The organism is Pseudoalteromonas sp. J2K-J031 (assembly GCF_058197095.2).
Window position 1 is genome coordinate 2,361,643 of the sequence record NZ_CM200279.1, and the last position, 24,849, is coordinate 2,386,491.

Here is a 24,849-nt window from a genome sequence, read left to right on the forward strand (position 1 = left end):
GGTCCTAAATTAGTGTTTACGTTCTTGCATCAAATCGATGAAGTGATCAAATAACGGTGCGGCATCGTGCGGGCCTGGGCTTGCTTCGGGGTGACCTTGGAAGCTAAATGCAGGCTTATCAGTACGATGAATACCTTGTAAAGTACCATCAAATAATGATTTATGCGTTGCACGTAATGTTGCAGGAAGTGTTGATTCTTCAGCAGCAAAACCATGGTTTTGCGCCGTGATCATCACTACGCCACGATCTAAGTCTTTCACTGGGTGGTTACCACCGTGGTGACCAAACTTCATTTTCACTGTTTGTGCGCCTGACGCAAGTGCTAATAATTGATGACCTAAACAGATCCCAAAAATAGGCGTATCAGTTTCTAAAAACGCTTTAATTGCTTCAATCGCATACGTACATGGCGCTGGGTCACCTGGGCCATTTGATAAGAAAATACCATCTGGATTTAAGGCTAATACGTCAGCAGCAGACGTTTGAGCAGGCACAACCGTTAATTTACAACCACGGTCAACAAGCATACGAAGAATGTTGCGTTTAACACCAAAGTCATAGGCAACAACATGGAACTTTGCATCAGCGTCAGCAAGCGTCTTAAATCCTTGACCTAGTTGCCAACTGCCTTCATTCCATTGATATTGCTCAGTAGTTGTTACTACTTTGGCAAGATCCATTCCTTTTAAACCTGGGAATGCTTTTGCAGCCTCTAAAGCTTTCGCTTCATCAATTTCACCAGCGATAATACAACCATTTTGAGCCCCTTTATCACGTAAGATACGTGTTAATTTACGGGTATCAATGTCTGCAATCCCTAGGATATTGCGAGCTTTTAAATATTCATCTAATGATTGCTCATTACGGAAATTACTCGCTAGCAGTGGCAAATCACGAATCACTAGGCCTTTGGCCCAGATTTTATTCGCTTCTTCGTCTTCGCTGTTAGTGCCCGTATTACCGATATGTGGGTAAGTCAGGGTTACGATTTGTTCCGCATATGAGGGATCAGTAATAATCTCCTGATAGCCTGTCATTGATGTATTAAATACTACTTCACCGACTGAAATACCTTCAGCCCCTATCGCAGTACCGCGGAACACTGTGCCGTCTTCTAGGACTAACAAAGCGGATATAGTCAAGTTAACCTCCTAACAGTAAAAAACGGGTGTAAAAACTGACGATTTACGACCCGCTCAAGGCGTTTGGAAACACGCAAAATAAATTTTGGCAAATTGTGCTCATTTTAGATTAAAAACGCTTCGAGGTCTAACGGTAATTATAAAAAAACTAAAAATAGCGCCTTCTTCATAAAAAAACGCTCAAAGCGTCAAAAAAAACGGTTTACTCCTTAAAACCTAACACATCTTGCATATCATAAAGTCCTGCTGGTTTATTTTTCAACCAGCCCGCAGCCCTTACCGCTCCTTGAGCGAAGGTCATTCGAGAACTTGCTTTATGCGTTATTTCGAGTCTTTCGCCGATAGAAGCGAAATAAGCCGTATGTTCACCGACAATATCCCCCGCTCTTAGCACAGAATAACCAATTTCATTTTGTGATTTAGCTACATGGTCTTGATGACGTTCGTAACGAGCAACGTCGTCATGCACCCATCCTTTAGCTTCAGCAATCGCCTCACCAATCGCAAGTGCGGTGCCAGAAGGGGCATCTATTTTATGACGGTGGTGCGCCTCAAAAATTTCGATATCAATGTCATCATTCAATGTTCTGGCGGCTGTTTGTACTAAATTAAGTAATAAATTAATACCAACACTAAAATTGCGCGAAAATACAATGGGAATAGTTTTAGCAGCTTGCTGTAATTTCGCAAATTCATCAGCTGTTAAACCCGTAGTACCAATCACCATAGGAATTTGATTCGCAACCGCATAGGCTAAATGCACCAACATGCCTTGTGGTAAAGTAAAATCAATCAGTACATCCACATTGGCAGTATTGTTTTGCTCTACGGCCGAAAATGACTGTTCAATGCCATTCACACCAATAACTGGGCCAACCTTAATACCAAAAAAGTCAGATGTTTCTCGTACATAAGCTGCAGCGATTTCACTATTAGGACTTTGATAAGTCGCCTGTAAGAGTGCTTGCCCCATGCGGCCATTTGCACCAAACACGCCTATTCGATTCATATTATTCTCTTTATAAATAAAGGGTTAAATTAAGTTAATTTGCTTTTTGTTTAATTAAAAAGCAAAAAGATTCTTTTTAACGCTAACAAATTACTATATGTTAATAGTTTAATGTTTATTCGCATCAGATGCATTAAAGGGTTTTTATGCACTTTTGAAGCGCATTAACTTTTGGCACAGTGTAACAAGAAAAATTTGACAAAACATCTAGCCATCTATACATTCGCACTTCCTTAGATATAAGGCGCCGATTTGGTCTTTGGCTTGCGGGCGCTTGAAAAATGCAGCTAAAAAGGGAACTGTGGGGCTGCAACATTTATTTTAGAGGTTTTTAATGCAGTCTACTTTTAGTAAAACTCAAGCAAAGTTATCTTTGCTTCCCTTGTTAAGTTTCGTCGCTATATTTTTAGGCGCTGGCTTATACCTTCAATCACAAGGTGTTGACTATGCTTTTTATCAACTACCTGCTCCTGTTGCTATTTTACCCGCAATTTTACTCGCTTTTATTTTAAATAAATCAACAATTAATGGTTCTGTTGAAACCTTTATCAAAGGCGCAGGCCATAGCAACATCATTACTATGTGTTTGATTTATTTACTTGCCGGTGCGTTTTCAACCGTCGCTGGTGCAACCGGTGGTGTAGATGCGGTTGTCAATGCCGGTCTTGATTTAGTCCCGCCAAGCTTTTTACTGCCAGGCTTATTTTTAATTTCTGCCATCGTAGCGACAGCAATGGGCACTTCAATGGGCACCATTGGCGCAATTGGACCAATTGCTTATGCGTTATCGCTCAAAACAGGCATGGATCCAGCACTTGTAGCGGGTGCCGTTGTTTCTGGCGCAATGTTTGGTGATAACTTATCAATTATTTCTGATACCACCATTGCTGCAACCCGTACACAAGGTTGTGAAATGAAAGATAAATTTCGTGAGAATATTAAAATTGCAATTCCTGCAGCCCTATTAACTGTTGCACTGTTATTTATTCTTACCCCAGCTCCACAAGCCATTGAAGTGCAAGAGTATGATTTATTGTTAGTGCTACCTTACGCCTTTATTTTGGTACTCGCTGTACTTGGATTTAACGTATTTGTGGTGTTATTTAGTGGTATTGTTTTTGCGGGTGTCATGGGTTTTACTGGTGATTATGAAGGCAGCGCGTTTATAAAAGATATTTATGCTGGCTTTAGCAGCATGCAAGAAATCTTTTTACTTTCAATGCTGATTGGCGGTTTATCTGAGTTTATTCGTATCAATGGCGGCTTAGATTATATTGCTCATAAAATTCAATATTTAACCCAAATTATTGCTAAGTGGAATCGTAAAGTAGCAGACCAACTCGGTATTGCTGCCCTTGTTTTAACATCTAACTTATGCATCGCAAACAATACGGTATCAATTATTGTTGCTGGCCCTATTGCAAAAAAACTTGCAGAAGATGGTGAAATATCCCCTAAACGCTCAGCAAGCTTATTGGATATTTTTGCCTGTGTAATGCAAGGATCTTTACCTTATGGTGCACAAGCATTATTACTGGGCGCAACATTTAAAATTTCACCTTGGCAAGTTGCAAGCTCTTCTTACTACTGCTTTATTTTGGCTTTTGTCGCTATTTCTATTATCTGTTTGAGTCGCCATAAAGCGTAATAAATAAGAGATACCAATCAAATGATTGGTATCTCACCTACCTTTTCCGTATTGATTTAACTTTTTGCTCCTCTTACTTTTTTTCATCTACAATTTGTTCATTACCCACTTATTGAACAGGCCTATGAAAAAACTACTCTTTGCTGTGTTATTTATTGCACCAACTGCATTTTGTGCGAGTTGGAGTCAAACACAACTCCACCTGAATCGCGGCTCTTTTACAAACCCGTTTAGTAAGCACACAGCTACAACCTCGGTTGCAACGTTACAACACAGCTCTACATATCAACTAGGTGACAACTTCTTTTTTATTGATTTTATTAAAGATAATAAAACTGATGGCTACCAAGACAATGATTATTACGGTGAGTTTTATTCTGCAATAAGCTTCGCAAAAGCGAGTGGCCGCTCAATGAAGTTCGGTGCAATTAAAGATATTGGCGCTGTAATAGGTGTGAATGCAGCAGGTGATTCAAACGCGGTTAAATACCTGCCCGGCATTAAATTATATTGGGATGCGCCGGGATTTAGCTTTTTAAATACCTTGATAACGGGCTATATAGATGACAATGAGGGGACTAGCCGTGGTTCAGCACCAAAAGAAACGAACAGCTGGATGCTGGATACTGCGTGGGGTTTGCCTTTTACTGTCGGCAATCAAAAATTTAATTTTACAGGCCATATTGAATATATTGCGTCGCGAGAAAACGAACTAGGTAATGAAGTTAATGACTGGATTTTAGCCCAACCTATTTTACAGTGGGACTTAGGCAATGCCCTACAATTTGAGAAAAATACACTTTTATTGGGTATAAAATGGCAACTTTGGCATAACAAGTTGGGAACCGATACCTTTGAATCAGCTCCCCAACTCCATGTTGCATGGACTTTTTAAATTACAACGTGCAACCAGGCTTTTGGCCTGCTTGCACAGCACTATAATGCAGTTTCATTGCCTCTGGCATCCCTTTGCGTAAGTCGTCAATTCGAGTTTTAGGTGATGGATGAGTTGATAAAAACTCAGGCGCTCCTCCGCTACCAGCAGCGCTCATATTTTGCCAAAGTGTCACTGATTCTTTTGGATCAAATCCAGCCCGAGCCATTAAATCAAGCCCAATTTCATCGGCTTCAGATTCATGTGTGCGGCTAAATGGCAGTATCACCCCATATTGTGTACCAACACCCAGCGCAGTCATAATGGCACCATGGTATTGATTTTGAGTTGTTTTTAGCGTTGTATCTGCGGCTTGCATTCCAATTTGAATCGCTGAGCTTTGTGAGGCACGCTCATTAGAATGCTCAGCAATAACATGGCCCACTTCGTGTCCCATTACAGTAGCCACTTGATGCTGATTGACCGCTACTTTTAATAAACCTGTGTGAACACCAATTTTTCCACCCGGTAATGCAAATGCATTTGCTGAGTCTTCTTCAAATACAACCACTTCCCATTGCTGACTGGCGTATTTCTGCGGTAATACGGCAATGATGTTATCTGCTATACATTGCACATACCGATTGGTTTTAGCATCGGTATTAATAGCCATTGATTGTTTTAATTGATTAAAACTTTGAGCGCCCATGCTATTCATGTCGCTATCAGAATATAGGGCTAATTGAGTACGTCCTGTAGGTGATGTTTTACATCCAAGCAGTAATCCTGTTACTGCGAGCGCTAAGAGTGCATTTTTCATGTTGTTCCTTTAAATTTAGCGTTTGAAAGGAGTGTAATGGAGTCAGGTTAAAATTAATAGTCGACACGCATTTTGCGTTTTTATTTTATTACCCCCATCCATTAAGCTAAAAGTAGCCGTGCCGATATAATTATTTATGAATCAAAAACGCGTGGTGCTCTGCAAAACTGCAAGGCCATTGTGCACAGTTAATGCTTGTTTCAAAGATCAAAAGTCTTACACTACTTGCCCCCTAATTAAAAATTGCTTTTAGTATGCAACCAACTTTAAACAAACGCATTTTATTACCTTTATTAGCTAGTATTGTGGCCATCACCCCGCTTGCAATTGATTTGTATTTGCCAGCCATGCTGCAAATTGCTCAGGATTTAGGCGCGTCTATTAACCAAGTGCAATTATCATTAAGCACTTATTTGGCCGGATATGCGTTAGGAATGCTTTTTTTTGGCCCACTAGCAGATCAATTCGGTCGCCGAAAGCTTGCTATTATTGGCTTATCAGGATTTTTATTTTTTAGTGTCGCGCTCGTTTTCTGCCGTAATATTGAGATGTTTTTGCTCACCCGAGCTTTTCAAGCTTTTTTTGGTGCCGCAGCTACCATTGTAGTTCCTGGGATCATTCGTTATATCTATCAACAAGAAACAGCCAAAGGTATGTCTTACGTATCAATGATCATGATGATGGCCCCGTTGCTTGCTCCTTCAATTGGCAGTGCCCTAATGGTCGTATGGCATTGGCAAAGTATTTTCATCTTTTTAAGTGGTTATACCGTTATTATTTTACTTTTCATCATGCGCTACTTAATTGACATCCCGATAAGCAAAAACCCAAACAAAGGGCTTAATTTATTTATTGATAGCTATAAAACTGTCTTAAGTTATCGCCCGGCTCGCTTTGATATTTTAAGTTCAATGTTTGCATCCTTTGCTTTCTTTTGTTTTTTAACGTCGGTCCCGTTTATTTATCTCGATTATTTTAAAGTTGAAAGCCAAACTTTCGGCGTCTTATTTGCGTTTAACGTGATTGCTCTTATGGCAGGTAATTTCATCAATACACGCCTTGTTGGCCGTTTTGGCTCAAGAACGATGCTTTATAGTGGTTTAGTCTTGGCAATATTGAGTGCTAGTTGCTTAGTGATGGCCTCTATGATGCAACCAACACTGATGTGGGTCGTTATTTTTATTGCCCCACTGATGATGAGTTTAGGGTTAATGGCGAGTAATGCCGATGCATTAATTTTAATCGCTTTTGCAAAACAATCTGGCACTGCGACAGCCGTCATTGGCACATTACGTTTTGGCTGTGGTGCACTTGCAGGTCCACTTTTAGCTCTACTTCATAGCCAAGATACTTTTGCTTTTTCAATTTTAATGTTCAGTGCAGTGATCGCTATTTTATTGTGCCAATATTTGCAACGAAGACACAGTAATACCATTTAATGGACATAAAAAAACCGCATGACTGCGGTTTTTTATATTTACTCACAACTAAAAATTATTCAGCTGCTTTAGATACCATTACCATCGCAGGGCGTAATAAACGACCGTGTAATGTGTAACCTTTTTGCATCACAGCAAGTACAGTATTTGGCTCTACATCAGCACTTGGTTGTAATGCCATTGCTTGATGATATTCAGGGTTAAAGCTTTCACCTTGAGGATTAACTACCTCAACGCCAAACTTTGCAACCGCAGTCACAAAGCTTTTTACTGTCATATCAATACCTTCAAGTAATGGTGTTAATGCTTCATTACTTTTATCAGCAAATTCGATGGCACGCTCTAAGTTATCAATAACAGGTAATAACTCATTTGAGAATTTTTCTAGTGCAAATTTATGCGCTTTTTCAATATCTTGAGCTGTACGACGACGTACATTATCCACTTCAGCGGCAGCACGGATCACACTGTCTTTTTGATCTGCAATAGTTTGATTTGCAGCTTCTAATTCAGCAGATAATAATGCAATTTCAGCCTCAGGGCTTAACTCTTGTTCAACGTGTTCACCATCAACCGGTTGGTTAACTGTTTGCTCGTTCAGTTCAGCTTCTTGTGAAGCATGATTTGTTTGTTCAGACATTATTTCTGATCTCCAATTCTTTACAACTGCGGGTAATTATGGGGATGGAATTTTAAGATTCAAGAGCCTTTTTAGCCCAAAGCGGCAAATTCATTAATTAAAGCTTCTATGGGTGCGGTTTTTTTACAAATAATACAAAAACGCCCTTGATAAACCCCTTGAGTAAAATAAGGAGCACTGAGTATAACTAACTGCTCAAAGCCATGAAATGGCATGTCATCACCCAAAATAACCGACAAACCACGTTTAAAGGCCAATTTATCTTCAACAAAACTAAGTAAAGGCCTACCAATACAAGGTTGTTCAGAGCCTTTTAACGATTCAAATAAATAATTCTCACCAACAACAATGCTGTTTTCAGATCCAAGTTTGTCGGCCAACAATCGTGTCCACTGCGCCAGTGAGCCATGACAAAACATAGGCGCGGTTGCAGACATAGCGCGCATTCGTTGTAACCCTTCGGCCAATGTTTGCTGTGCAAATACCGTATTAAGCCAGCCGTTAAATGCCAAACGAATTTTTTCGTTTGCCTCTAACGGTTTTGTAATTACAACATTGTGGCTTTGCCCTTGACGATCGAACAATAAAATAACCCAACTTTGCTGATCAAAATCGAGTACTTCAACTCTAAAAATAGCTTGGGTAGTAACTTGTGGTAGCCCAACACAAGCGCACACTTTGTACTTTTGGCTTAAAAAATGAGTAAATTGAATTAGCCTTTCATTACTAGGCTGCCAAAAATCGACAACATGAGGTAAATCAAAATATGTTTCAAACCAATATTTAAAGCCTTCAACTGTCGGAATACGCCCAGCTGAAGTGTGAGGTGAACAAATTAAACCTAATTTCTCCATCCGTACCATCGAATTACGAATTGTTGCAGAGCAAACCGCCATCCCATTTTGTTTCGCAATACGTGACGACGGCACAGCCATACCTTGGCCATCGCAATAAAAGCGCATAATGGCGGAGAAAATTTGTTGATCGCGAGTATTTAAATTCATAATCACTTAATGTGGGCTAGGTTATTTATTTTCAAGTAGCTAAGCTTTTAGATATACTGAATTTACTTTCAATTTCAGTCAATCTCCATGAACAAAACATTCAATACCATTGGCCTTATCGGAAAACCTAACCACGCGGGTGCAAACGCCACCTTGAAAAAACTCGACAGCTTTCTTGATGCGCTCGGTTATGAGGTCTTTATCGAACAACGTGTTGGTCTTGATATGGGTGTGCCAGAACATCGTTTAGTTGAACTGGTTGACTTAGGTCGCCAGTGCGATTTAGCGATTGTGGTTGGTGGTGATGGCAATATGTTGGGTGCGGCCCGCGTATTATCTCGATTTGACGTTGCTGTTATCGGTGTAAACCGTGGCAACTTAGGTTTTTTAACCGACTTAGATCCACATAACTTTGAAGCTGCACTTGAACAAGTATTAAGCGGTCAATATCGTCAAGAGACGCGGTTCCTACTGGAAGTTGAAGTGTACCGCCACGAAAAACTAAAAAGCTCCAACTCTGCAGTAAATGAAGCGGTGCTTCATGCTGACAAAGTAGCCCACATGATTGAATTTGAAGCTTTTATTAATGATGAATTTGTTTTTTCACAAAAATCAGATGGTTTAATTGTCTGCACCCCAACGGGGTCAACCGCTTACTCCCTATCAGGTGGCGGGCCGATTTTAACACCTGAGCTTAATGCGATGGCCTTAGTGCCTATGTTTCCCCACACATTATCAAGTCGGCCCTTAGTCGTCGATGCCGATAATGAGATTCGTTTAAAACTAAGCCTTGAAAATGACGATAACTTACAAATTAGTTGTGATAGCCATATTGTGTTAGCTGTCATGCCTGGCGATGAAGTTGTGATTAAAAAAGGCACTAAACCGCTACGTCTCATACATCCAAAAGAGTATTCGTATTACAATGTTTTGCGCCAAAAGCTCAATTGGGGCAGTCGTTTATATTAGGCTAAGTCAAAACCTGTAAATCATTAAAATGTATTTTTATAGGTTTTACCTTGTTTAACATTAAAAGTATTTATTTTAATAGTTTGTGCTTGCTAAGTAATTCACTCTATTAAAGTTCACTGAGTGACTTTTAATATTTCAAATTATCGCATTGACTATTTTATTTTGATAAAAGTTTAAGTATGCTGCCGTTTAAAGCTGTTTATCTTGGATTTTTTAAACATTATGACTTATGTAGTATTGCTATGCGTTATTCTTCTTATCGCTGTTTTTGCCACTTACACTGTGGTAGAAAATAACCGAAAAAAAGCTGAAGCCTTTAAAAAACAACAATTCAATGACAGGGTCAAATACATCACCGAGTCATATAAAAAACAACTATCTCTTTACGCCGAAGCGAAGCTCATACGACCAAAACATATCCCTATGATGCAAGCTATCGTTAATAACTTCTTTGTTGTCCAGTCTCACACAGAATCTAATCTTATCCTGATGGAAGCGTGCATTGAAAATTTAACCAATGTACTTGCCAGTGAAATGGCGAAATGCCATGTAACCGGTAATAAAGATCAACTCGCTGAACGCATGCTCAATTTTGTTAGCGAATTACCCACTGGCCGTGATTTCAATAAGATTTTTTATGAGCAACTGTTACCAGCGCTTGTGATCGGATTAAAATCACCAAATGTGTTAAATGAAGAAACTGTTGACGCCCTTCATGCAGAAGAAAGCGGCTCACAAACTGAAGAGAAAACCAGCACCACAATTTAACTAAAATAGTTAAAAAATATTTGCGAAACGCACAAATACTGTATAAATTAACAGTTAATGAACTGGATGGATAAACAGTATGTTAATTGCGTTAGAAGTAAATAATTTTGCTATTGTTTCCGAGCTTAAAACAGAATGGCACTCGGGTATGACCACAATTACCGGCGAAACAGGCGCCGGTAAATCAATCGCTATTGATGCGTTATCATTATGTTTAGGCGAGCGAGCTGAAGCAAGTATGGTGCGTCCAGGCGCCGATAAAGCAGAAATCACTGCTGAATTTGATATTAGAAAACTTCCTAGCGCACAAAAATTTCTACTCGATAATGATTTAGTCAGTGATGATGAATGTATTTTGCGCCGAGTTATCAGCAATACAGGCCGCAGTAAGGCTTACATTAATGGTACCTCAGTTACAGCAAGCCAATTAAAAACATTAAGCCAATCGCTCATTGCGATTCATGGACAGCATGCACATCAATTATTAAGTAAGAATGACCATCAACTCCTTCTGCTTGATGAATATGCTGGACATACGCCACTTCTCGCCAATACAAAAAACCTCTACAAACGCTACCAGAGCATCAAAAAAGAACATGCTCAACTTCTTGTATTACAAACACAACAAGATGCACAACAACAACTTATTGAGTATCAAGTAGCTGAACTCAATGAGTTTGGGCTTGAAGATGGTGAATATGACAATGTTGAAGCTGAGCATAGCTTGCTTAGTAATATGCACACTTTACTTGAGTCGAGCCAACGAGAGCTGCAACATTTATATGAAGAAGATGGTGCAAACGCACATTCCATTGTGCAACATAGTGCAAATCGGTTTGCCGAACTTGCGAGTATTGACCCACAGCTAGCACCGATTGCTGACTTACTCTTTGAAGCTGCGGTACAAATTGAAGAGGCAGCCAGCAATATCCGTCGTTATCAAGAAAGTAGTGAATGTGATCCACATCGCTTAATTGAAGTAGAAGAGCGAATGGCAAAAACTTTAGAGTTGGCGCGTAAACATCATATTCGTCCTCAAGAATTATACGCTTATCATCAGCAGCTAATTTGCCAACTTGATAAAATTAGCAATGACAGTGCTCGATTAGACAGCCTTGAGTTAGAAATAACAGCTACGTTAAAGCAATATCAACAAAGCGCCCAAATATTAAGCCAAAGTCGGCATATTGCAGCTAAAGCGCTTAACACTCTAATAAGCCAAAGTATGCATCAACTATCGATGGAAAATGGTCAATTTGAAATTGAGTTAGAGTTTGAAACAACCGCAGCTCCAAGCCCTATCGGCTTAGACAAAATTGATTTTTTGGTTTGCACTAACCCAGGCCAGCCGATGCAACCACTGGCAAAAGTGGCCTCGGGTGGTGAGCTTTCTCGTATTAGCTTAGCCATACAAGTGATTATTGCCGCTAAAGTAACCACTCCAACCCTTATTTTTGATGAGGTGGATGTAGGTATTTCAGGCCCAACGGCATCTGCAGTAGGCAACCTTTTACGCCAGCTCGGAGAGTCAACTCAAGTTATTTGTGTTACCCATTTACCGCAAGTGGCTTGCAGTGGCCATCAGCAGTTTTTTGTTGCTAAATTCAGTGACGGTAAACAAACACATACAAAAATGAGGTTGCTTGATCAACAAGGTAGAATTAATGAAATTGGGCGATTATTAGGTGGTAATAATATTAGCCAAATAACCTTAAATAACGCCCAAGAGTTACTCGAGGCTTGTTCGTAATCGATAACTCGCGAGAGCTTGTCGGGAACGAAAAAAGTCACTGTTATTACAAGTAGCATGAAATGAAATAAAAAAGGTAAGCATATGCTTACCTTTTTTATTATTTTATAAAAGCTATAATGTTTAGCTTACACCGCTAAATAATCTAAGATCCCTTCTGCTGCATTGCGCCCCTCAAAAATAGCAGTCACAACTAAATCTGAACCACGCACTATATCACCACCAGCAAAAATTTTAGGATTCGTGGTTTGATGAGTATGACCACTGCCTTGTTCAGGCGCTTTGATCCGTCCCCATTGGTCACATTCAACACCAAATGGCTCTAGCCAAGGCATTGGATGAGCTTGAAAACCAAACGCCATAATCACAGCATCTGCAGGTAAAATATGCTCAGAACCTGGTACTTCTTCGGCTCGACGACGGCCTTTAGCATCGGGCTCACCGAGTGCAGTTTTAACCATATTCACGCCAATAACTTTACCTTCGACATCAAGCTGAATTCCTTTGGGCTGGACATTAAACTTGAATTTTACGCCTTCTTCTTTGGCATTTTTCACTTCACGTTTTGAACCTGGCATATTTTGCTCATCACGACGATATGCACAAATTACTTCTTTGGCACCTTGGCGAATTGACGTGCGCACACAGTCCATCGCGGTATCACCGCCACCCAATACGACTACACGTTTATTCGCCATATCCTGATACGGATAAGCCTCGTTATCAAAACCCATTACTTTATTCGTATTTGCGATTAAGAATGGCAAAGCATCAAACACACCTTGTGCATCTTCATTTTCAAGACCACCACGCATATTTTGATAGGTACCAACACCGACAAAAACCGCATCGTATTCAGCAATTAAATCTGCCAATTGCACGTCTTTACCCACTTCAGTATTTAAACGAAACTCTACGCCCATTTCAGTGAAAATTTCACGGCGCTTTTCCATCACAGACTTTTCAAGTTTAAATGACGGAATACCAAATGTAAGTAGGCCACCAATTTCAGGATGACGGTCAAATACCACAGGTTTAACGCCGTTACGGGCCAAAATATCGGCACAACCAAGCCCTGCAGGACCCGCTCCAATAATGGCAACTTTTTTGTCCGTCCATATTACATAGGAAGTATCGGGTTTCCACCCCATAGCAAAGGCAGTATCGGTAATGTATTTTTCAATATTACCAATCGTTACCGCCCCAAACTCATCATTGAGCGTACATGAGCCTTCACATAGCCTGTCTTGTGGGCACACTCGGCCACACACTTCTGGCAAACTATTGGTACGATGGGAAAGCTCCGCGGCTTCAAAAATTTTGCCATCTTTAATTAGCTTCAACCACTGCGGAATATAATTGTGAACTGGACATTTCCATTCACAATACGGGTTACCGCAATCTAAACAGCGATCCGCTTGTGAATCGACCTGTTTTGCTGAAAAGGGTTCGTATATTTCAACAAACTGTTTTTTGCGGGTTGAGATTGGCTTTTTACGCGGATCAACTCGCTGTACATCGATAAACTGATAAACATTCTGCGCCATTGTTTTTTCTCCTTACTGAGCTTGAACTCTAAGCTCAGCACTACTGCGAGCACGATGACCTAATAAACTTTTTACATCGCTTGATTTAGGTTTAATTAACCTAAACTTGGCTAAATAATTTTCAAAATCGGCTAAAATTGTTTCAGCCCAGCATGACTTGGTCGCTTCTAAATGCTCAATGATTAGGCCGCGTAAATGCTCATGGTGAATAACTAATTCATCCATTGCGATAAGCTCAACAAGCTCCGAATTAATTCGTTTCTCGAAGTCTTGAGCTTCATCAAGTACATATGCAAAACCACCCGTCATGCCTGCACCAAAATTGATGCCCGTTTTACCTAAAATACAAACCACACCGCCAGTCATGTATTCACACGCATTATCACCAGCACCTTCAATAACCGCTATCGCACCTGAATTTCGCACGGCAAAACGCTCACCTGCTCGCCCTGCTGCAAACAATTTACCGCCAGTTGCACCGTACAAACAGGTATTACCAATAATGCTTGCTTGATGACACGCAAACGATGATCCTGGTGGAGGACTGATACTCAACTTACCACCTGCCATACCTTTACCAACATAATCGTTAGCATCGCCCACCAGTGACATTTCTAGACCACCGGCATTCCAAACACCAAAGGATTGGCCAGCCGTCCCAGTTAAATCAATTTGGATTGGATCAGCAGCCATGCCTTGATTACCGTGTAATTGCGCAATGTATCCTGATAACAAGGCGCCAACGGAACGGTCGGTATTGTTAATTTTAGCGCGGATCACTTTTCCTAACTTTTCCTCAATCGCGGTTTGTGATTTTGCTAATAAAGTTTCATTTAGTCGGCCTTGATAATGCGACGTATTAGGCGTTGAACAAAATAATGTTTGCCCAGATTTATTGTTAGGACGATACAACAACCCCGATAGATCAAGCTTGCTTTGTTTAGCTGTTTTGCCTTCAATAGCCGCTAATAAATCTGTGCGCCCAATCAAATCGACTAATTGGCGAATACCCAAACTAGCCATAATTTCACGCGCTTCTTGAGCGATAAACTTAAAGTAGTTCATCGCCATTTCTGGCAGGCCGTGATAATGGTTTTGACGCAGCTTTTCATCTTGGGTTGCAACACCAGTTGCACAGTTATTTAGATGGCAAATACGCAGATATTTACAGCCTAACGCCACCATAGGGCCAGTGCCAAAACCAAAGCTTTCAGCGCCTAAAATGGCCGCTTTGATGATATCTAAGCCTGTTTTTAAACCGCCGTCCGTTTGTAAACGAATACGATGACGCAGGCCATTTTCAACCAAAGCTTGTTGCGTTTCAGCCAAGCCAAGTTCCCACGGTGAACCTGCATATTTTACCGATGTTAATGGGCTTGCCCCAGTACCGCCATCGTAACCTGCAATGGTAATTAAATCGGCGTACGCTTTAGCCACACCGGTTGCAATCGTACCAACACCTGGCTCAGACACTAATTTCACTGAAATCATTGCCTTTGGATTCACTTGTTTTAAATCAAAAATAAGCTGGGCTAAATCTTCTATTGAATAAATATCATGATGCGGTGGCGGTGATATTAATGTCACTCCAGGCACTGAATAGCGTAATTTTGCAATATACGGCGTTACTTTTTCGCCCGGAAGCTGACCGCCTTCACCTGGTTTTGCCCCCTGTGCCACTTTAATTTGAATCACATCTGCATTAACCAAATAATGCGGTGTCACTCCAAATCGGCCCGAAGCCACCTGTTTTATACGAGAGTTTTTCTCGGTGCCATAACGCAGCACATCTTCACCACCCTCGCCTGAATTTGAACACCCACCCAAGCGATTCATTGCAATTGCCAAGGCTTCATGGGCTTCAGGTGATAAGGCTCCGATACTCATGGCGGCAGAATCAAAGCGTTTATACAGTGCTTCGGCAGGTTCTACTTCATCAATTGAAATTGCGCCATCACCCGCTTGCAATTGCAATAAGTCACGTAGCGTTGTGACTGGGCGATTATTGACTAAGTTTGCGTACTGTAAATAATCGTGGTATTCCCCAGAACGCACTGCAACTTGCAGCGTTTGAATAACGTCAGGGTTGTAAGCATGGTATTCACCGCCATGGACATATTTTAATAAGCCGCCATGATCAAGTGGTTTACGTTTCACCCAAGCTTTACGCGATAAGTTTAATAAATCTTGATGGAAATCAGTAAAGTCAGCGCCTTTAATGCGGTTTACAACGCCTTCAAAACAAGTCGCTACAATTTCATCAGCTAAGCCTACCGCTTCAAACAACATTGAACAGCGGTAGCTGGCAACGGTGCTTATACCCATCTTCGACATGATTTTATACAAGCCTTTATTTATCGCACTGCGATACGATGAGGTAACTTGGCAATAACTTTGCTTAATGGTGCCTTTATCTGACATTTGTGTCAGGGTTTCATAAGCAAGGTAAGGATAAATGGCTGTTGCACCAAACCCGAGTAGCACCGCAAATTGGTGAGGATCACGACAACTTGCTGTTTCAACAATAATATTAGCATCACAACGTAGATTATTTTTAACTAACCGTTGATGCACCGCGCCCACAGCCATCGCAGCTGGAATTGGCAAATGCGACGGTGTTAAGCCTTTATCAGATAATACAATCAGTACCACGCCTGATTCGGCATGCGATTGCGCTTCATCACACACTCGGTGCAGCGCAGCTTCTAATCCTTCTTCAATCAGGTAGTTAAGATTAATCGTCGCTGAGTTGTAATGTGTTTGATCAGCAAGCAGTAACTGGGTCATATCTGAATACATCAACACCGGCGATGAAAATTGTAATCGTTTTGCATGACCCGTGGTTTCGTTAAACACATTTTGCTCACGGCCAATACAAGTGGCCAACGACATCACGTGATTTTCACGCAAAGGATCTATCGGAGGGTTGGTTACTTGGGCAAATTTTTGACGAAAATAGTCATAAATTGGGCGCTCTTTTGACGATAAAACCGCAAATGGCGTATCGTCCCCCATTGAACCTGTCGCTTCTTGACCTATGGCACCCATCACACGAATGACTTGGTCAAGCTCTTCAAAACTATAGGCATATTGTTTGTGATATACCGCTAGTAAATCATCATCTAGTTCACGTTGACCCGTTAGTTCATGAGCAAGATCTTCAAAAGGCGTTAAACGTTGCACATTTTGCTCAAGCCATGATTTGTATGGATGACGACTTTTAAGGTCGTTATCAATTTCATTAGAATGCCAAATTTTACCGTGTAAGGTATCAATAACCAGTAATTCGCCAGGTCCTACACGACCTTTTTCTTGCACTTCATCTGGGGTGTAATCCCAAATACCCACCTCAGATGCAAGCGTCATTAAGCCATCTTTGGTCACTACATAGCGTGCAGGACGTAAACCATTGCGGTCTAAATTACAGGCGGCAAAACGCCCATCAGACATTACAATACCGGCTGGGCCATCCCAAGGTTCCATGTGCATAGAGTTAAAATCGTAGAAGGCTCTTAAATCTTCATCCATGGCTTTGTTTTTTTGCCAAGCTGGCGGTACTAACATCCGCATCGCACGGAAAATATCCATGCCACCCGCTAAAAACAATTCCAACATATTATCAAGGCTAGAACTATCTGAGCCGGTTTCGTTTACGAACGGTGCTGCTGTTTGTAAGTCAGGTAACAACGGAGATGAAAATTTATACGCACGTGCGCGCGCCCATTGCCGATTGCCTTCAATGGTATTTATTTCACCATTATGTGCTAAATAACGAAATGGCTGCGCTAACGGCCAGCGAGGTTGAGTATTAGTTGAAAAGCGCTGATGGAAAACACAAATTGCCGACTCCATACGAATATCAGCCAAATCTAAATAAAAATTAGGCAAATCCGCAGGCATCACTAAACCTTTATAGACAGTGACTAAGCCTGATAAGCTACAAATATAAAAATAATCATCATTTACAATGCGTTGCTCAATACGGCGGCGTGCAATGTACAAACGACGTTCTAAATCTTTTGGTCGCCAGCCTTCAGGTGCTGAGACAAAAATTTGTTGAAATTGCGGTAATTGTTCAATTGCAATCGGACCAAGAGAGGCAGGATCAGTCGGCACATCACGCCAACCTACAATTGTTAATGTTTCTTTTTCGAGTTCTTGATTAACAATATGGCGCGTTTTTTGGGCTAGCTCAGGATCTGGATTTAAGAAAATCATTCCTACAGCATAATTTTTACCTAGATGCCAATTTTGCTCTTGAGCAATACTGCGAAAGAAGTTATCAGGCTTTTGCAATAACAAGCCACAACCATCACCTGTTTTACCATCGGCCGCAATACCTCCACGGTGTTGCATCCGATCTAAACCAGTAATGGCTGTACGAACCAATTTATGACTGGCAGTTCCGGCGATATGGGCAATCAAACCAAAACCACAATTATCTTTTTCTAATTTTGAGTCATATAACATGAATGAACTCCTCTCCATTGCTACAGCTAGAGTAGAAAGTTGCAGATTAACCGATAGTGGAAATAAGAACTCTAGCAGAAGATAGAAGCTATCGAGAAAAAAGCATGCCGTCAATCAAATTTTGAATATATATTCATGAATGTGAATATATTTCACGATTGAAATAAAACACTAAAATTTAACATTATAGCCAATAAATTGGCATATTTAGAAAATTAACACCCAATGACACCGGTGACATTTTATCATTATGTAAATTAAGCAACGCCAAAGAGTAAGCTTACGTAAACGTAAGGTATAGCTAATTATGAATATTTATTCACAACATTCATTAACTAAATGAACTTAAAGTTCATTCTTTAAGATGATTAAATCATATAAACCCATCCCTTATCACTGGTAAATAAAGGTATTCTTATGGCTATGCACCCTAGCCGCTTTCAGTTATTAACTATAAAAAAACGCCTTATTCGGCAAGCTGAATAAGGCGTTCATATTTATGCGACTTTTAAACCTTATAAGTTAGCGACTTCAATCATCATTGCTGTATACATAGCCAAGTTCAATTTGATTTGTTCTTGAGTAATAAACTCATGCTCAGAGTGACCGGTATAGGGTCTTCCAGGCATTGATGGACCAAACGATACCGCACGATCAAATAGCTTCGCGTTCGTACCACCACCGATTGAAACCGGTTTGACATCTTTTTGACCACTAAAATGGCTGAAAATAGCCAACAAAGTTTTTGCATGTGGCGCATCATCAAGCAACATAGGTTCAGACAGGACGATGTCCGTTTGCGGTAACGTGAGTTGATGTAACGTTTGCCATTGTTCAACGGCATCCACAATTTCTTGCCGAAGCACTTTTTTATCCTTGCCCACTGGTCTGCGTAAATTAACCGTTAAAGTTAAATTATCGCTCCGCTTTGCACTTAGTAAAGTTGGCGCAACAGTCATTGGGCCCATAAAATCATGGCTATATGCAATTTTACCAAATTTATCACCATACAAACTTAGTCCAATTAACTCATTGATGTAGCTAATCGCTTGCCCACTGGCATTCATTTCTAAGTTCAGCTCTGTTAATAACTGCGCTAAATGTGCGATAGCATTGACACCCGCCTCAGGTTCTGAGGAGTGAGCAGATTGACCTTTTGCATGAATTATGACGGTTTGCTGATGCTCAGTGAAATCAAATTGAACCGCATTGAGTTGGTCAGCTTTCTCTTTTAAAGAAGCGAGCTGCGGCTTTGATAAATTGTGCAGCGTGACATAAGCATCTTCTGGAATTTGACTTGCAAATGCACCACCGGAGAAATGCTCAGCAAATGGCTTTGTTTTGTCAAAGGCGCGCTCTGGGAATTGATTTTTAACACTGCACCAGCCTTTTTCAGCTACAACCACAGGATAAGATGCATCAATCGTTACTGCAAAATCAGGTTGTTGGTAGTCCTGCATAAACAACTCAAGCGGTGCCCAATCAGACTCTTCTGCAAGATAAATCATCAACTCGAGTCGGCGCTTGAGCACTACATTATTATCTTTAATCGCTTTCATCGCATACAATGCAGTTGCAATGGGGCCTTTATCGTCTTCACTACCACGCGCAATTAATTTGCCAGGCTCAGAATGACTATCAAGCTCAAACGGACTGCTTTGCCATTTACTTGTATCAGCAGGTTGTACATCACCATGAGTAACAACCGTTATTTTATCGTCTTGCTCACCATAGCTAATTAATACGGTGTAGCCATGATCTTCATACTTGAAACCCAGCTGTTTTGCTTTTAATGCAAGGTAGCGTTTAAAAGCGATAAAATTAGGATCATTTGGCACCGTTAAGTCAGGGTTGTTAACAGTTGGAAATGCAACTAAGTTACTCAAGGTATGGATTTGGGCTTGTTGGTAATGCTCCACGGCATAATGTGCAACATTTTGAGCATGTGATGAGACATCGCCCCATGCAAATGTGCTCAACAATGGCAAAATTAGGGGTAATTTTTTAGCCAACATTCTTATTTCTCTCAATTTTAAACATAAAAAAAGCGAGCTAAGCTCGCTTTAAATTATTCTGCAGCTTCTTCAGCTGGCTTGTTTCTGGCCGCAGCCTCTGCGATGAGTGGCTGTAATTCGCCTCGCTGAAACATTTCAATGATAATGTCACAACCACCAATTAGTTCACCTTCAATCCAAAGCTGTGGGAAGGTTGGCCAATTAGCATAATGTGGTAATTCAGCACGAATATCTGGGTTAAGCAGGATATCAACGTAGGCAAATGGTTCACCACACGACATCAATGCTTGTGAGGCTTGAGATGAAAAACCACAGTTTGGTAACTTAGGTGAGCCTTTCATATAAAGTAAAATTGGGTTCTCTGAAATTTGCTGTTTAATCTTGTCAATAGTTTCCATGGTCAACCTCAAAATGCACCACATTTGGTAAAATCAAATAATACTTCTAAATGAGTTTATAACCAAATCTTTGTATTAATAATTGAATAAAATAGTATGCTTTCAATAATCTGATAAGCTATGGCATTGCTGTTTAGCAAAACTTGAGTAAAATACTCGGGATTATAGTAACACCATAAACCCATTTAACAAAAGTCGATGGAGATATAAAAATGGCATTTGAACTACCGTCTTTACCATATGCAATTGATGCACTTGTACCACATATTTCAAAAGAAACATTAGAGTTTCATCACGGTAAACACCACAACACTTACGTTGTTAAATTAAACGGTTTAATCGCTGGTACTGATTTTGAAAACAAAACTTTAGAAGAAATCGTACGTACTTCTGAAGGCGGTGTTTTCAATAATGCAGCTCAAATCTGGAACCACACTTTTTACTGGCACAGTTTATCACCAAATGGTGGTGGTGAACCTACAGGTGCTGTTGCTACTGCAATCAATGCAAAATGGGGCTCATTTGCTGCATTTAAAGAAGCTTTTAATGACAAAGCTGTAAATAACTTTGGTTCAAGCTGGACTTGGTTAGTGCAATTAGCAGATGGTTCTTTAGATATCGTTAATACATCTAATGCAGCAACTCCTCTTACGCAACCAGGTGTAACACCTTTAATGACTGTAGATTTATGGGAACATGCATATTACATCGATTACCGTAACGTGCGTCCAGAATACTTAAATGGCTTCTGGGCATTAGTAAACTGGGACTTTGCAAACGCAAACCTAGCTTAATAACTTAAGTTACCCTCTCTATTAAAGGCGCATTTGCGCCTTTTTATTTTATCAACACTCTTTTCACCACAACGAAGACACCGATGCTTTCGTTTAGAACTAAACAAAACCTCCTTTCTTAACAACCTGAAAATAATGACATGGTTATTATTGACATTTACGCAATAGACGTGTTTTTTTCTTTAAAAATCGTCACTTTAAACAAGCAGATTATTTTTTTGTAGCTAAGCTTAGTGCTATAGCAAATATAAAAACGATGTTTTTTTGCTATGCATTTATCCGTTCCATTGGAGGTCATTATGACAATATTCGATCACTACCAAGCACGATACGAAGCAGCAAAAGAAGAAGAATATACCATTGCAGAATTCTTGGAAATTTGTCGCAATGATAGAACTGCATATTCAAGCTCTGCTGAGCGCTTACTTGCAGCAATTGGCGAACCAGAAATGGTCAATACCGCGCAAAACCCTCGGTTGAGTCGTATTTTCTCTAATCGCGTTGTTGCTCGTTACCCCGCATTTAATGAGTTTTATGGCATGGAAGAAGCTATTGAACAAATAGTCGCTTATTTAAAACATGCAGCACAAGGCCTTGAAGAGAAAAAACAAGTACTTTATTTGTTAGGTCCTGTTGGCGGCGGTAAATCATCGTTAGCTGAAAAACTTAAATTTTTAATGCAAAAAATGCCTATCTATTGCATTAAAGGATCGCCGGTGAATGATCATCCATTGGCTTTATTTGATCCAGTTGAGGATGGCGAATTACTACAAAAAGAATACGGTATTGAAACAAGATACATTAAAACCATTATGTCTCCTTGGGCTTCAAAGCGTCTTCATGAGTTTAATGGTGATATCACCAAATTTACCGTTGTAAAACGTTATCCGTCTATTTTGGATCAAATTGCAATTGCCAAAACCGAACCGGGTGATGAGAACAATCAAGATATTAGCGCATTAGTGGGTAAAGTTGATATTCGAAAACTCGAACATTTTGCTCAAAATGACCCAGATGCGTATGCCTATTCGGGCGCTTTGTGTAACGCAAATCAAGGTTTAATGGAATTTGTCGAAATGTTTAAAGCGCCAATTAAAGTATTGCACCCGCTTTTAACCGCGACCCAAGAAGGCAACTATAACGGTACAGAAGGTTTATCTGCATTGCCTTTTGATGGCATTATTTTAGCGCACTCGAATGAATCTGAATGGCAAACATTTAGAAACAACAAAAATAACGAAGCATTTTTAGACCGTGTTTATATTGTCAAAGTACCTTACTGTTTACGTGTTTCTGAAGAGATGAAAATTTATGGTAAATTACTAGAGCATTCACAGCTAAATAACTCCCCTTGCGCACCAGGCACTTTAGAAACCCTAGCACAATTTTCAGTGTTATCTCGAATGAAAGATCCTGAAAACTCCAGTATCTATTCCAAAATGCGCGTTTATGATGGCGAAAGCCTTAAAGACACCGATCCTAAAGCAAAATCCTATCAAGAATATAGAGACTATGCTGGTGTTGATGAAGGTATGAACGGGCTTTCAACCCGATTTGCTTTTAAGATTCTGTCTAGAGTATTTAACTTTGATCATGTCGAAGTAGCTGCAAATCCAGTGCACTTGTTTTACGTGTTAGAACAACAAATTGAGCGTGAGCAATTTAGCCAAGAAGTACAAGACCGTTACTTAGAACACTTAAAAGGCTACCTCATTCCAAAATATGTTGAGTTTATAGGTAAAGAAATTCAAACCGCTTATTTAGAGTCGTACTCTGAATACGGGCAAAATATCTTCGACCGCTATGTCACTTATGCTGATTTTTGGATTCAAGATCAAGAGTATCGCGACCCAGATACAGGTCAGTTATTTGATCGTGCTGCATTAAATGCAGAGCTTGAAAAAATTGAAAAGCCAGCTGGGATTTCTAACCCTAAAGATTTTAGAAATGAAATTGTTAATTTTGTTTTACGGGCCAAAGCGCATAACAATGGTAACAACCCCGCTTGGACTAGTTATGAGAAACTTCGAACTGTTATTGAAAAGAAAATGTTCTCTAACACCGAAGATTTATTACCTGTTATTTCATTCAATACCAAAACCTCAACCGATGATCAGCAAAAACATGAGGACTTTGTAAATAGAATGGTAGAGAAAGGTTATACCCAAAAACAAGTTCGTCTCTTGTCTGAATGGTATTTACGCGTTCGTAAATCGCAGTAAACAGCAATCACTCACAGCGGAGGTAGCTTTATGGCACATTTTATTGACCGCCGCTTAAATGGCAAAAAGAAAAGTACGGTGAATAGACAAAAGTTTATTCGCCGTTACAAACAGCAAATTAAAGAAGCTGTTTCTGATGCCATTAGTAAGCGCAGCGTTACAGACATCGATTCAGGTGAAAGTGTTTCTATTCCTCACAAAGACATCGGTGAACCGATGTTTCATCAAGGCAAAGGGGGGATCAGAAATACCGTACACCCTGGAAATGACCAATTTAGTACTGGTGATAAAATCAAACGCCCGCAATCAGGCCAAGGAGGAGGAGCTGGTGAAGGTGACGCGAGTGATCAGGGCGAAGGATCTGACGAGTTTGTTTTCTCAATTTCAAAGGATGAATATCTCGATTTACTATTTGAAGACTTAGAACTACCAAATATGCAGCAAACTCAACTCGATCGGTTAGTACAAATGAAAACCCATCGAGCGGGCTTTTGCCAAGATGGCGTTGCATCTAACATTGATATTGTGCGCTCCTTACAAGGTTCCTTGGCGAGGCGCGTTGCAATGACTGCGGGTAAAAAACGTCGCCTAGCTGAAGCTGAAATAGAACTGGCTGAGCTGTTATCTGCGCCACAAAGAGATGAGTCACTTGTTTCACAGCTTACTTGTGAAATTGAAACATTAAAGCAAAAAATTGCAGCAACCCCTTTTATAGATACATTTGATTTACGCTTTAGAAATTATGAAAAGCGCCCCGAACCCACCAGCAAAGCTGTGATGTTTTGTTTAATGGATGTATCAGGCTCAATGGATCAAGCAACCAAAGAAATGGCAAAACGCTTTTATATTTTACTTTATATGTTTTTAACGCGTAGTTATAAAAATATCGAAGTTGTTTATATCCGCCATCATACTCAAGCTAAAGAAGTCGATGAGCAAGAGTTCTTTTATTCACAAGAAACAGGCGGAACCATCGTCTCAAGTGCATTAAAACTAATGGATGAAATCATCACAAAACGTTACAACAGTGCAGAGTGGAATATCTATGCTGCTCAAGCATCAGATGGCGATAACTGGGCTGATGACTCACCAAACTGTACTGAAATTTTGAAGAAAAACTTATTACCTGCGGTTAGATATTACGCTTATATTGAGATCACTAACAGAGCACATCAAAGTCTCTGGCGTGAATATGAAAAAATAGCCAAAGCACATTCTAACTTTACGTTACAGCACATCCGTTCTGTTGAGGATATTTACCCTATTTTCAGAGAGTTATTTCAAAAAAATAAACAAATCTCAAAAACAGTCGCATAACACCATCAATTGCGAGGTA

18 protein-coding genes are annotated in these 24,849 nt (G+C 40.2%); 9 read left to right on the forward strand and 9 right to left on the reverse strand.

Annotation, left to right across the window (positions count from 1 at the left end):
• Positions 1-9: 9 nt before the first annotated feature.
• Together carA and dapB are read right to left on the reverse strand one after the other, a co-directional pair.
• Positions 10-1,143 (reverse strand): glutamine-hydrolyzing carbamoyl-phosphate synthase small subunit, encoded by a 1,134-nt coding sequence (carA, locus tag AC3KZC_RS10655; RefSeq protein ID WP_490578950.1) that lies wholly within the window; start codon positions 1,141-1,143, stop codon positions 10-12.
• A gap of 202 nt (positions 1,144-1,345) precedes the next feature.
• Positions 1,346-2,152, reverse strand: a complete 807-nt coding sequence (dapB, locus tag AC3KZC_RS10660; RefSeq protein ID WP_490578951.1) for a 4-hydroxy-tetrahydrodipicolinate reductase — start codon at positions 2,150-2,152, stop codon at positions 1,346-1,348.
• A gap of 334 nt (positions 2,153-2,486) precedes the next feature.
• Between dapB and AC3KZC_RS10665 the strand changes: the two genes are divergently transcribed.
• Positions 2,487-3,800, forward strand: coding sequence for a Na+/H+ antiporter NhaC family protein (locus AC3KZC_RS10665; protein ID WP_490578952.1), 1,314 nt, complete (start codon positions 2,487-2,489; stop codon positions 3,798-3,800).
• A 124-nt stretch (positions 3,801-3,924) separates the two neighbouring features.
• On the forward strand, positions 3,925-4,695 hold the full coding sequence (locus tag AC3KZC_RS10670) for a nucleoside-binding protein (RefSeq protein WP_490578953.1): 771 nt from the start codon (positions 3,925-3,927) through the stop codon (positions 4,693-4,695).
• A gap of 1 nt (position 4,696) precedes the next feature.
• Here the strand turns inward: AC3KZC_RS10670 and AC3KZC_RS10675 are convergent, their stop codons facing one another.
• Entirely contained in the window at positions 4,697-5,494 is a 798-nt protein-coding gene (locus AC3KZC_RS10675; RefSeq protein WP_490578954.1) for a M48 family metallopeptidase, read from the reverse strand.
• A 254-nt stretch (positions 5,495-5,748) separates the two neighbouring features.
• On the opposite strand from AC3KZC_RS10675, the gene AC3KZC_RS10680 reads away from it, so the two are divergent.
• Positions 5,749-6,933, forward strand: a complete 1,185-nt coding sequence (locus AC3KZC_RS10680; RefSeq protein WP_490578955.1) for a multidrug effflux MFS transporter — start codon at positions 5,749-5,751, stop codon at positions 6,931-6,933.
• Positions 6,934-6,988: 55 nt separating this feature from the next.
• On the opposite strand, the gene grpE is transcribed toward AC3KZC_RS10680, so the two are convergent.
• On the reverse strand, positions 6,989-7,573 hold the full coding sequence (gene grpE / locus AC3KZC_RS10685; protein WP_490578956.1) for a nucleotide exchange factor GrpE: 585 nt from the start codon (positions 7,571-7,573) through the stop codon (positions 6,989-6,991).
• Positions 7,574-7,644: 71 nt separating this feature from the next.
• The gene (locus AC3KZC_RS10690; RefSeq protein ID WP_490578957.1) at positions 7,645-8,577 is read right to left on the reverse strand and encodes an HrcA family transcriptional regulator; all 933 of its coding nucleotides are present in this window, start codon (positions 8,575-8,577) and stop codon (positions 7,645-7,647) included.
• A gap of 87 nt (positions 8,578-8,664) precedes the next feature.
• On the opposite strand from AC3KZC_RS10690, the gene nadK reads away from it, so the two are divergent.
• The 3 genes from nadK to recN all read left to right on the forward strand — a co-directional run bounded on the left by nadK (position 8,665) and on the right by recN (position 12,067).
• Positions 8,665-9,546: an NAD(+) kinase gene (gene nadK / locus AC3KZC_RS10695; RefSeq protein WP_490578958.1), complete on the forward strand. Its 882-nt coding sequence runs from the start codon at positions 8,665-8,667 to the stop codon at positions 9,544-9,546.
• A gap of 225 nt (positions 9,547-9,771) precedes the next feature.
• On the forward strand, positions 9,772-10,317 hold the full coding sequence (locus AC3KZC_RS10700; RefSeq protein ID WP_490578959.1) for a hypothetical protein: 546 nt from the start codon (positions 9,772-9,774) through the stop codon (positions 10,315-10,317).
• Between the two features lie 79 nt (positions 10,318-10,396).
• Entirely contained in the window at positions 10,397-12,067 is a 1,671-nt protein-coding gene (gene recN, locus AC3KZC_RS10705; RefSeq protein WP_490578960.1) for a DNA repair protein RecN, read from the forward strand.
• 128 nt (positions 12,068-12,195) lie between these two features.
• Here recN and AC3KZC_RS10710 read toward each other — a convergent pair whose 3' ends face one another.
• The 4 genes from AC3KZC_RS10710 to AC3KZC_RS10725 form a co-directional block, all read right to left on the reverse strand.
• The gene (locus tag AC3KZC_RS10710; RefSeq protein ID WP_490578961.1) at positions 12,196-13,614 is read right to left on the reverse strand and encodes a glutamate synthase small subunit GltD family protein; all 1,419 of its coding nucleotides are present in this window, start codon (positions 13,612-13,614) and stop codon (positions 12,196-12,198) included.
• A 12-nt stretch (positions 13,615-13,626) separates the two neighbouring features.
• The gene (gltB, locus tag AC3KZC_RS10715; protein WP_490578962.1) at positions 13,627-18,084 is read right to left on the reverse strand and encodes a glutamate synthase large subunit; all 4,458 of its coding nucleotides are present in this window, start codon (positions 18,082-18,084) and stop codon (positions 13,627-13,629) included.
• Between the two features lie 515 nt (positions 18,085-18,599).
• Complete coding sequence (locus AC3KZC_RS10720) at positions 18,600-20,099, reverse strand: dipeptidase (protein ID WP_490578963.1); 1,500 nt, start codon at positions 20,097-20,099, stop codon at positions 18,600-18,602.
• A gap of 53 nt (positions 20,100-20,152) precedes the next feature.
• On the reverse strand, positions 20,153-20,497 hold the full coding sequence (locus tag AC3KZC_RS10725; RefSeq protein ID WP_490578964.1) for a Grx4 family monothiol glutaredoxin: 345 nt from the start codon (positions 20,495-20,497) through the stop codon (positions 20,153-20,155).
• Positions 20,498-20,709: 212 nt separating this feature from the next.
• On the opposite strand from AC3KZC_RS10725, the gene AC3KZC_RS10730 reads away from it, so the two are divergent.
• The 3 genes from AC3KZC_RS10730 (at position 20,710) to AC3KZC_RS10740 (ending at position 24,830) form a co-directional block, all read left to right on the forward strand.
• On the forward strand, positions 20,710-21,291 hold the full coding sequence (locus tag AC3KZC_RS10730; RefSeq protein WP_490578965.1) for a Fe-Mn family superoxide dismutase: 582 nt from the start codon (positions 20,710-20,712) through the stop codon (positions 21,289-21,291).
• 299 nt (positions 21,292-21,590) lie between these two features.
• Entirely contained in the window at positions 21,591-23,513 is a 1,923-nt protein-coding gene (locus AC3KZC_RS10735; protein WP_490578966.1) for a PrkA family serine protein kinase, read from the forward strand.
• A gap of 30 nt (positions 23,514-23,543) precedes the next feature.
• Positions 23,544-24,830: a YeaH/YhbH family protein gene (locus AC3KZC_RS10740; protein ID WP_490578967.1), complete on the forward strand. Its 1,287-nt coding sequence runs from the start codon at positions 23,544-23,546 to the stop codon at positions 24,828-24,830.
• Positions 24,831-24,849: the final 19 nt, after the last annotated feature.

Coding starts and splice junctions, on each gene's coding strand:
- dapB (WP_490578951.1), bottom strand. CDS start 2,152: ATGAATCGAATAGGCGTGTTTGGTGCAAATGGCCGCATGGGGCAAGCA.
- AC3KZC_RS10665 (WP_490578952.1), top strand. CDS start 2,487: ATGCAGTCTACTTTTAGTAAAACTCAAGCAAAGTTATCTTTGCTTCCC.
- AC3KZC_RS10670 (WP_490578953.1), top strand. CDS start 3,925: ATGAAAAAACTACTCTTTGCTGTGTTATTTATTGCACCAACTGCATTT.
- AC3KZC_RS10675 (WP_490578954.1), bottom strand. CDS start 5,494: ATGAAAAATGCACTCTTAGCGCTCGCAGTAACAGGATTACTGCTTGGA.
- AC3KZC_RS10680 (WP_490578955.1), top strand. CDS start 5,749: ATGCAACCAACTTTAAACAAACGCATTTTATTACCTTTATTAGCTAGT.
- grpE (WP_490578956.1), bottom strand. CDS start 7,573: ATGTCTGAACAAACAAATCATGCTTCACAAGAAGCTGAACTGAACGAG.
- AC3KZC_RS10690 (WP_490578957.1), bottom strand. CDS start 8,577: ATGAATTTAAATACTCGCGATCAACAAATTTTCTCCGCCATTATGCGC.
- nadK (WP_490578958.1), top strand. CDS start 8,665: ATGAACAAAACATTCAATACCATTGGCCTTATCGGAAAACCTAACCAC.
- AC3KZC_RS10700 (WP_490578959.1), top strand. CDS start 9,772: ATGACTTATGTAGTATTGCTATGCGTTATTCTTCTTATCGCTGTTTTT.
- recN (WP_490578960.1), top strand. CDS start 10,397: ATGTTAATTGCGTTAGAAGTAAATAATTTTGCTATTGTTTCCGAGCTT.
- AC3KZC_RS10710 (WP_490578961.1), bottom strand. CDS start 13,614: ATGGCGCAGAATGTTTATCAGTTTATCGATGTACAGCGAGTTGATCCG.
- gltB (WP_490578962.1), bottom strand. CDS start 18,084: ATGTTATATGACTCAAAATTAGAAAAAGATAATTGTGGTTTTGGTTTG.
- AC3KZC_RS10720 (WP_490578963.1), bottom strand. CDS start 20,099: ATGTTGGCTAAAAAATTACCCCTAATTTTGCCATTGTTGAGCACATTT.
- AC3KZC_RS10725 (WP_490578964.1), bottom strand. CDS start 20,497: ATGGAAACTATTGACAAGATTAAACAGCAAATTTCAGAGAACCCAATT.
- AC3KZC_RS10730 (WP_490578965.1), top strand. CDS start 20,710: ATGGCATTTGAACTACCGTCTTTACCATATGCAATTGATGCACTTGTA.
- AC3KZC_RS10735 (WP_490578966.1), top strand. CDS start 21,591: ATGACAATATTCGATCACTACCAAGCACGATACGAAGCAGCAAAAGAA.
- AC3KZC_RS10740 (WP_490578967.1), top strand. CDS start 23,544: ATGGCACATTTTATTGACCGCCGCTTAAATGGCAAAAAGAAAAGTACG.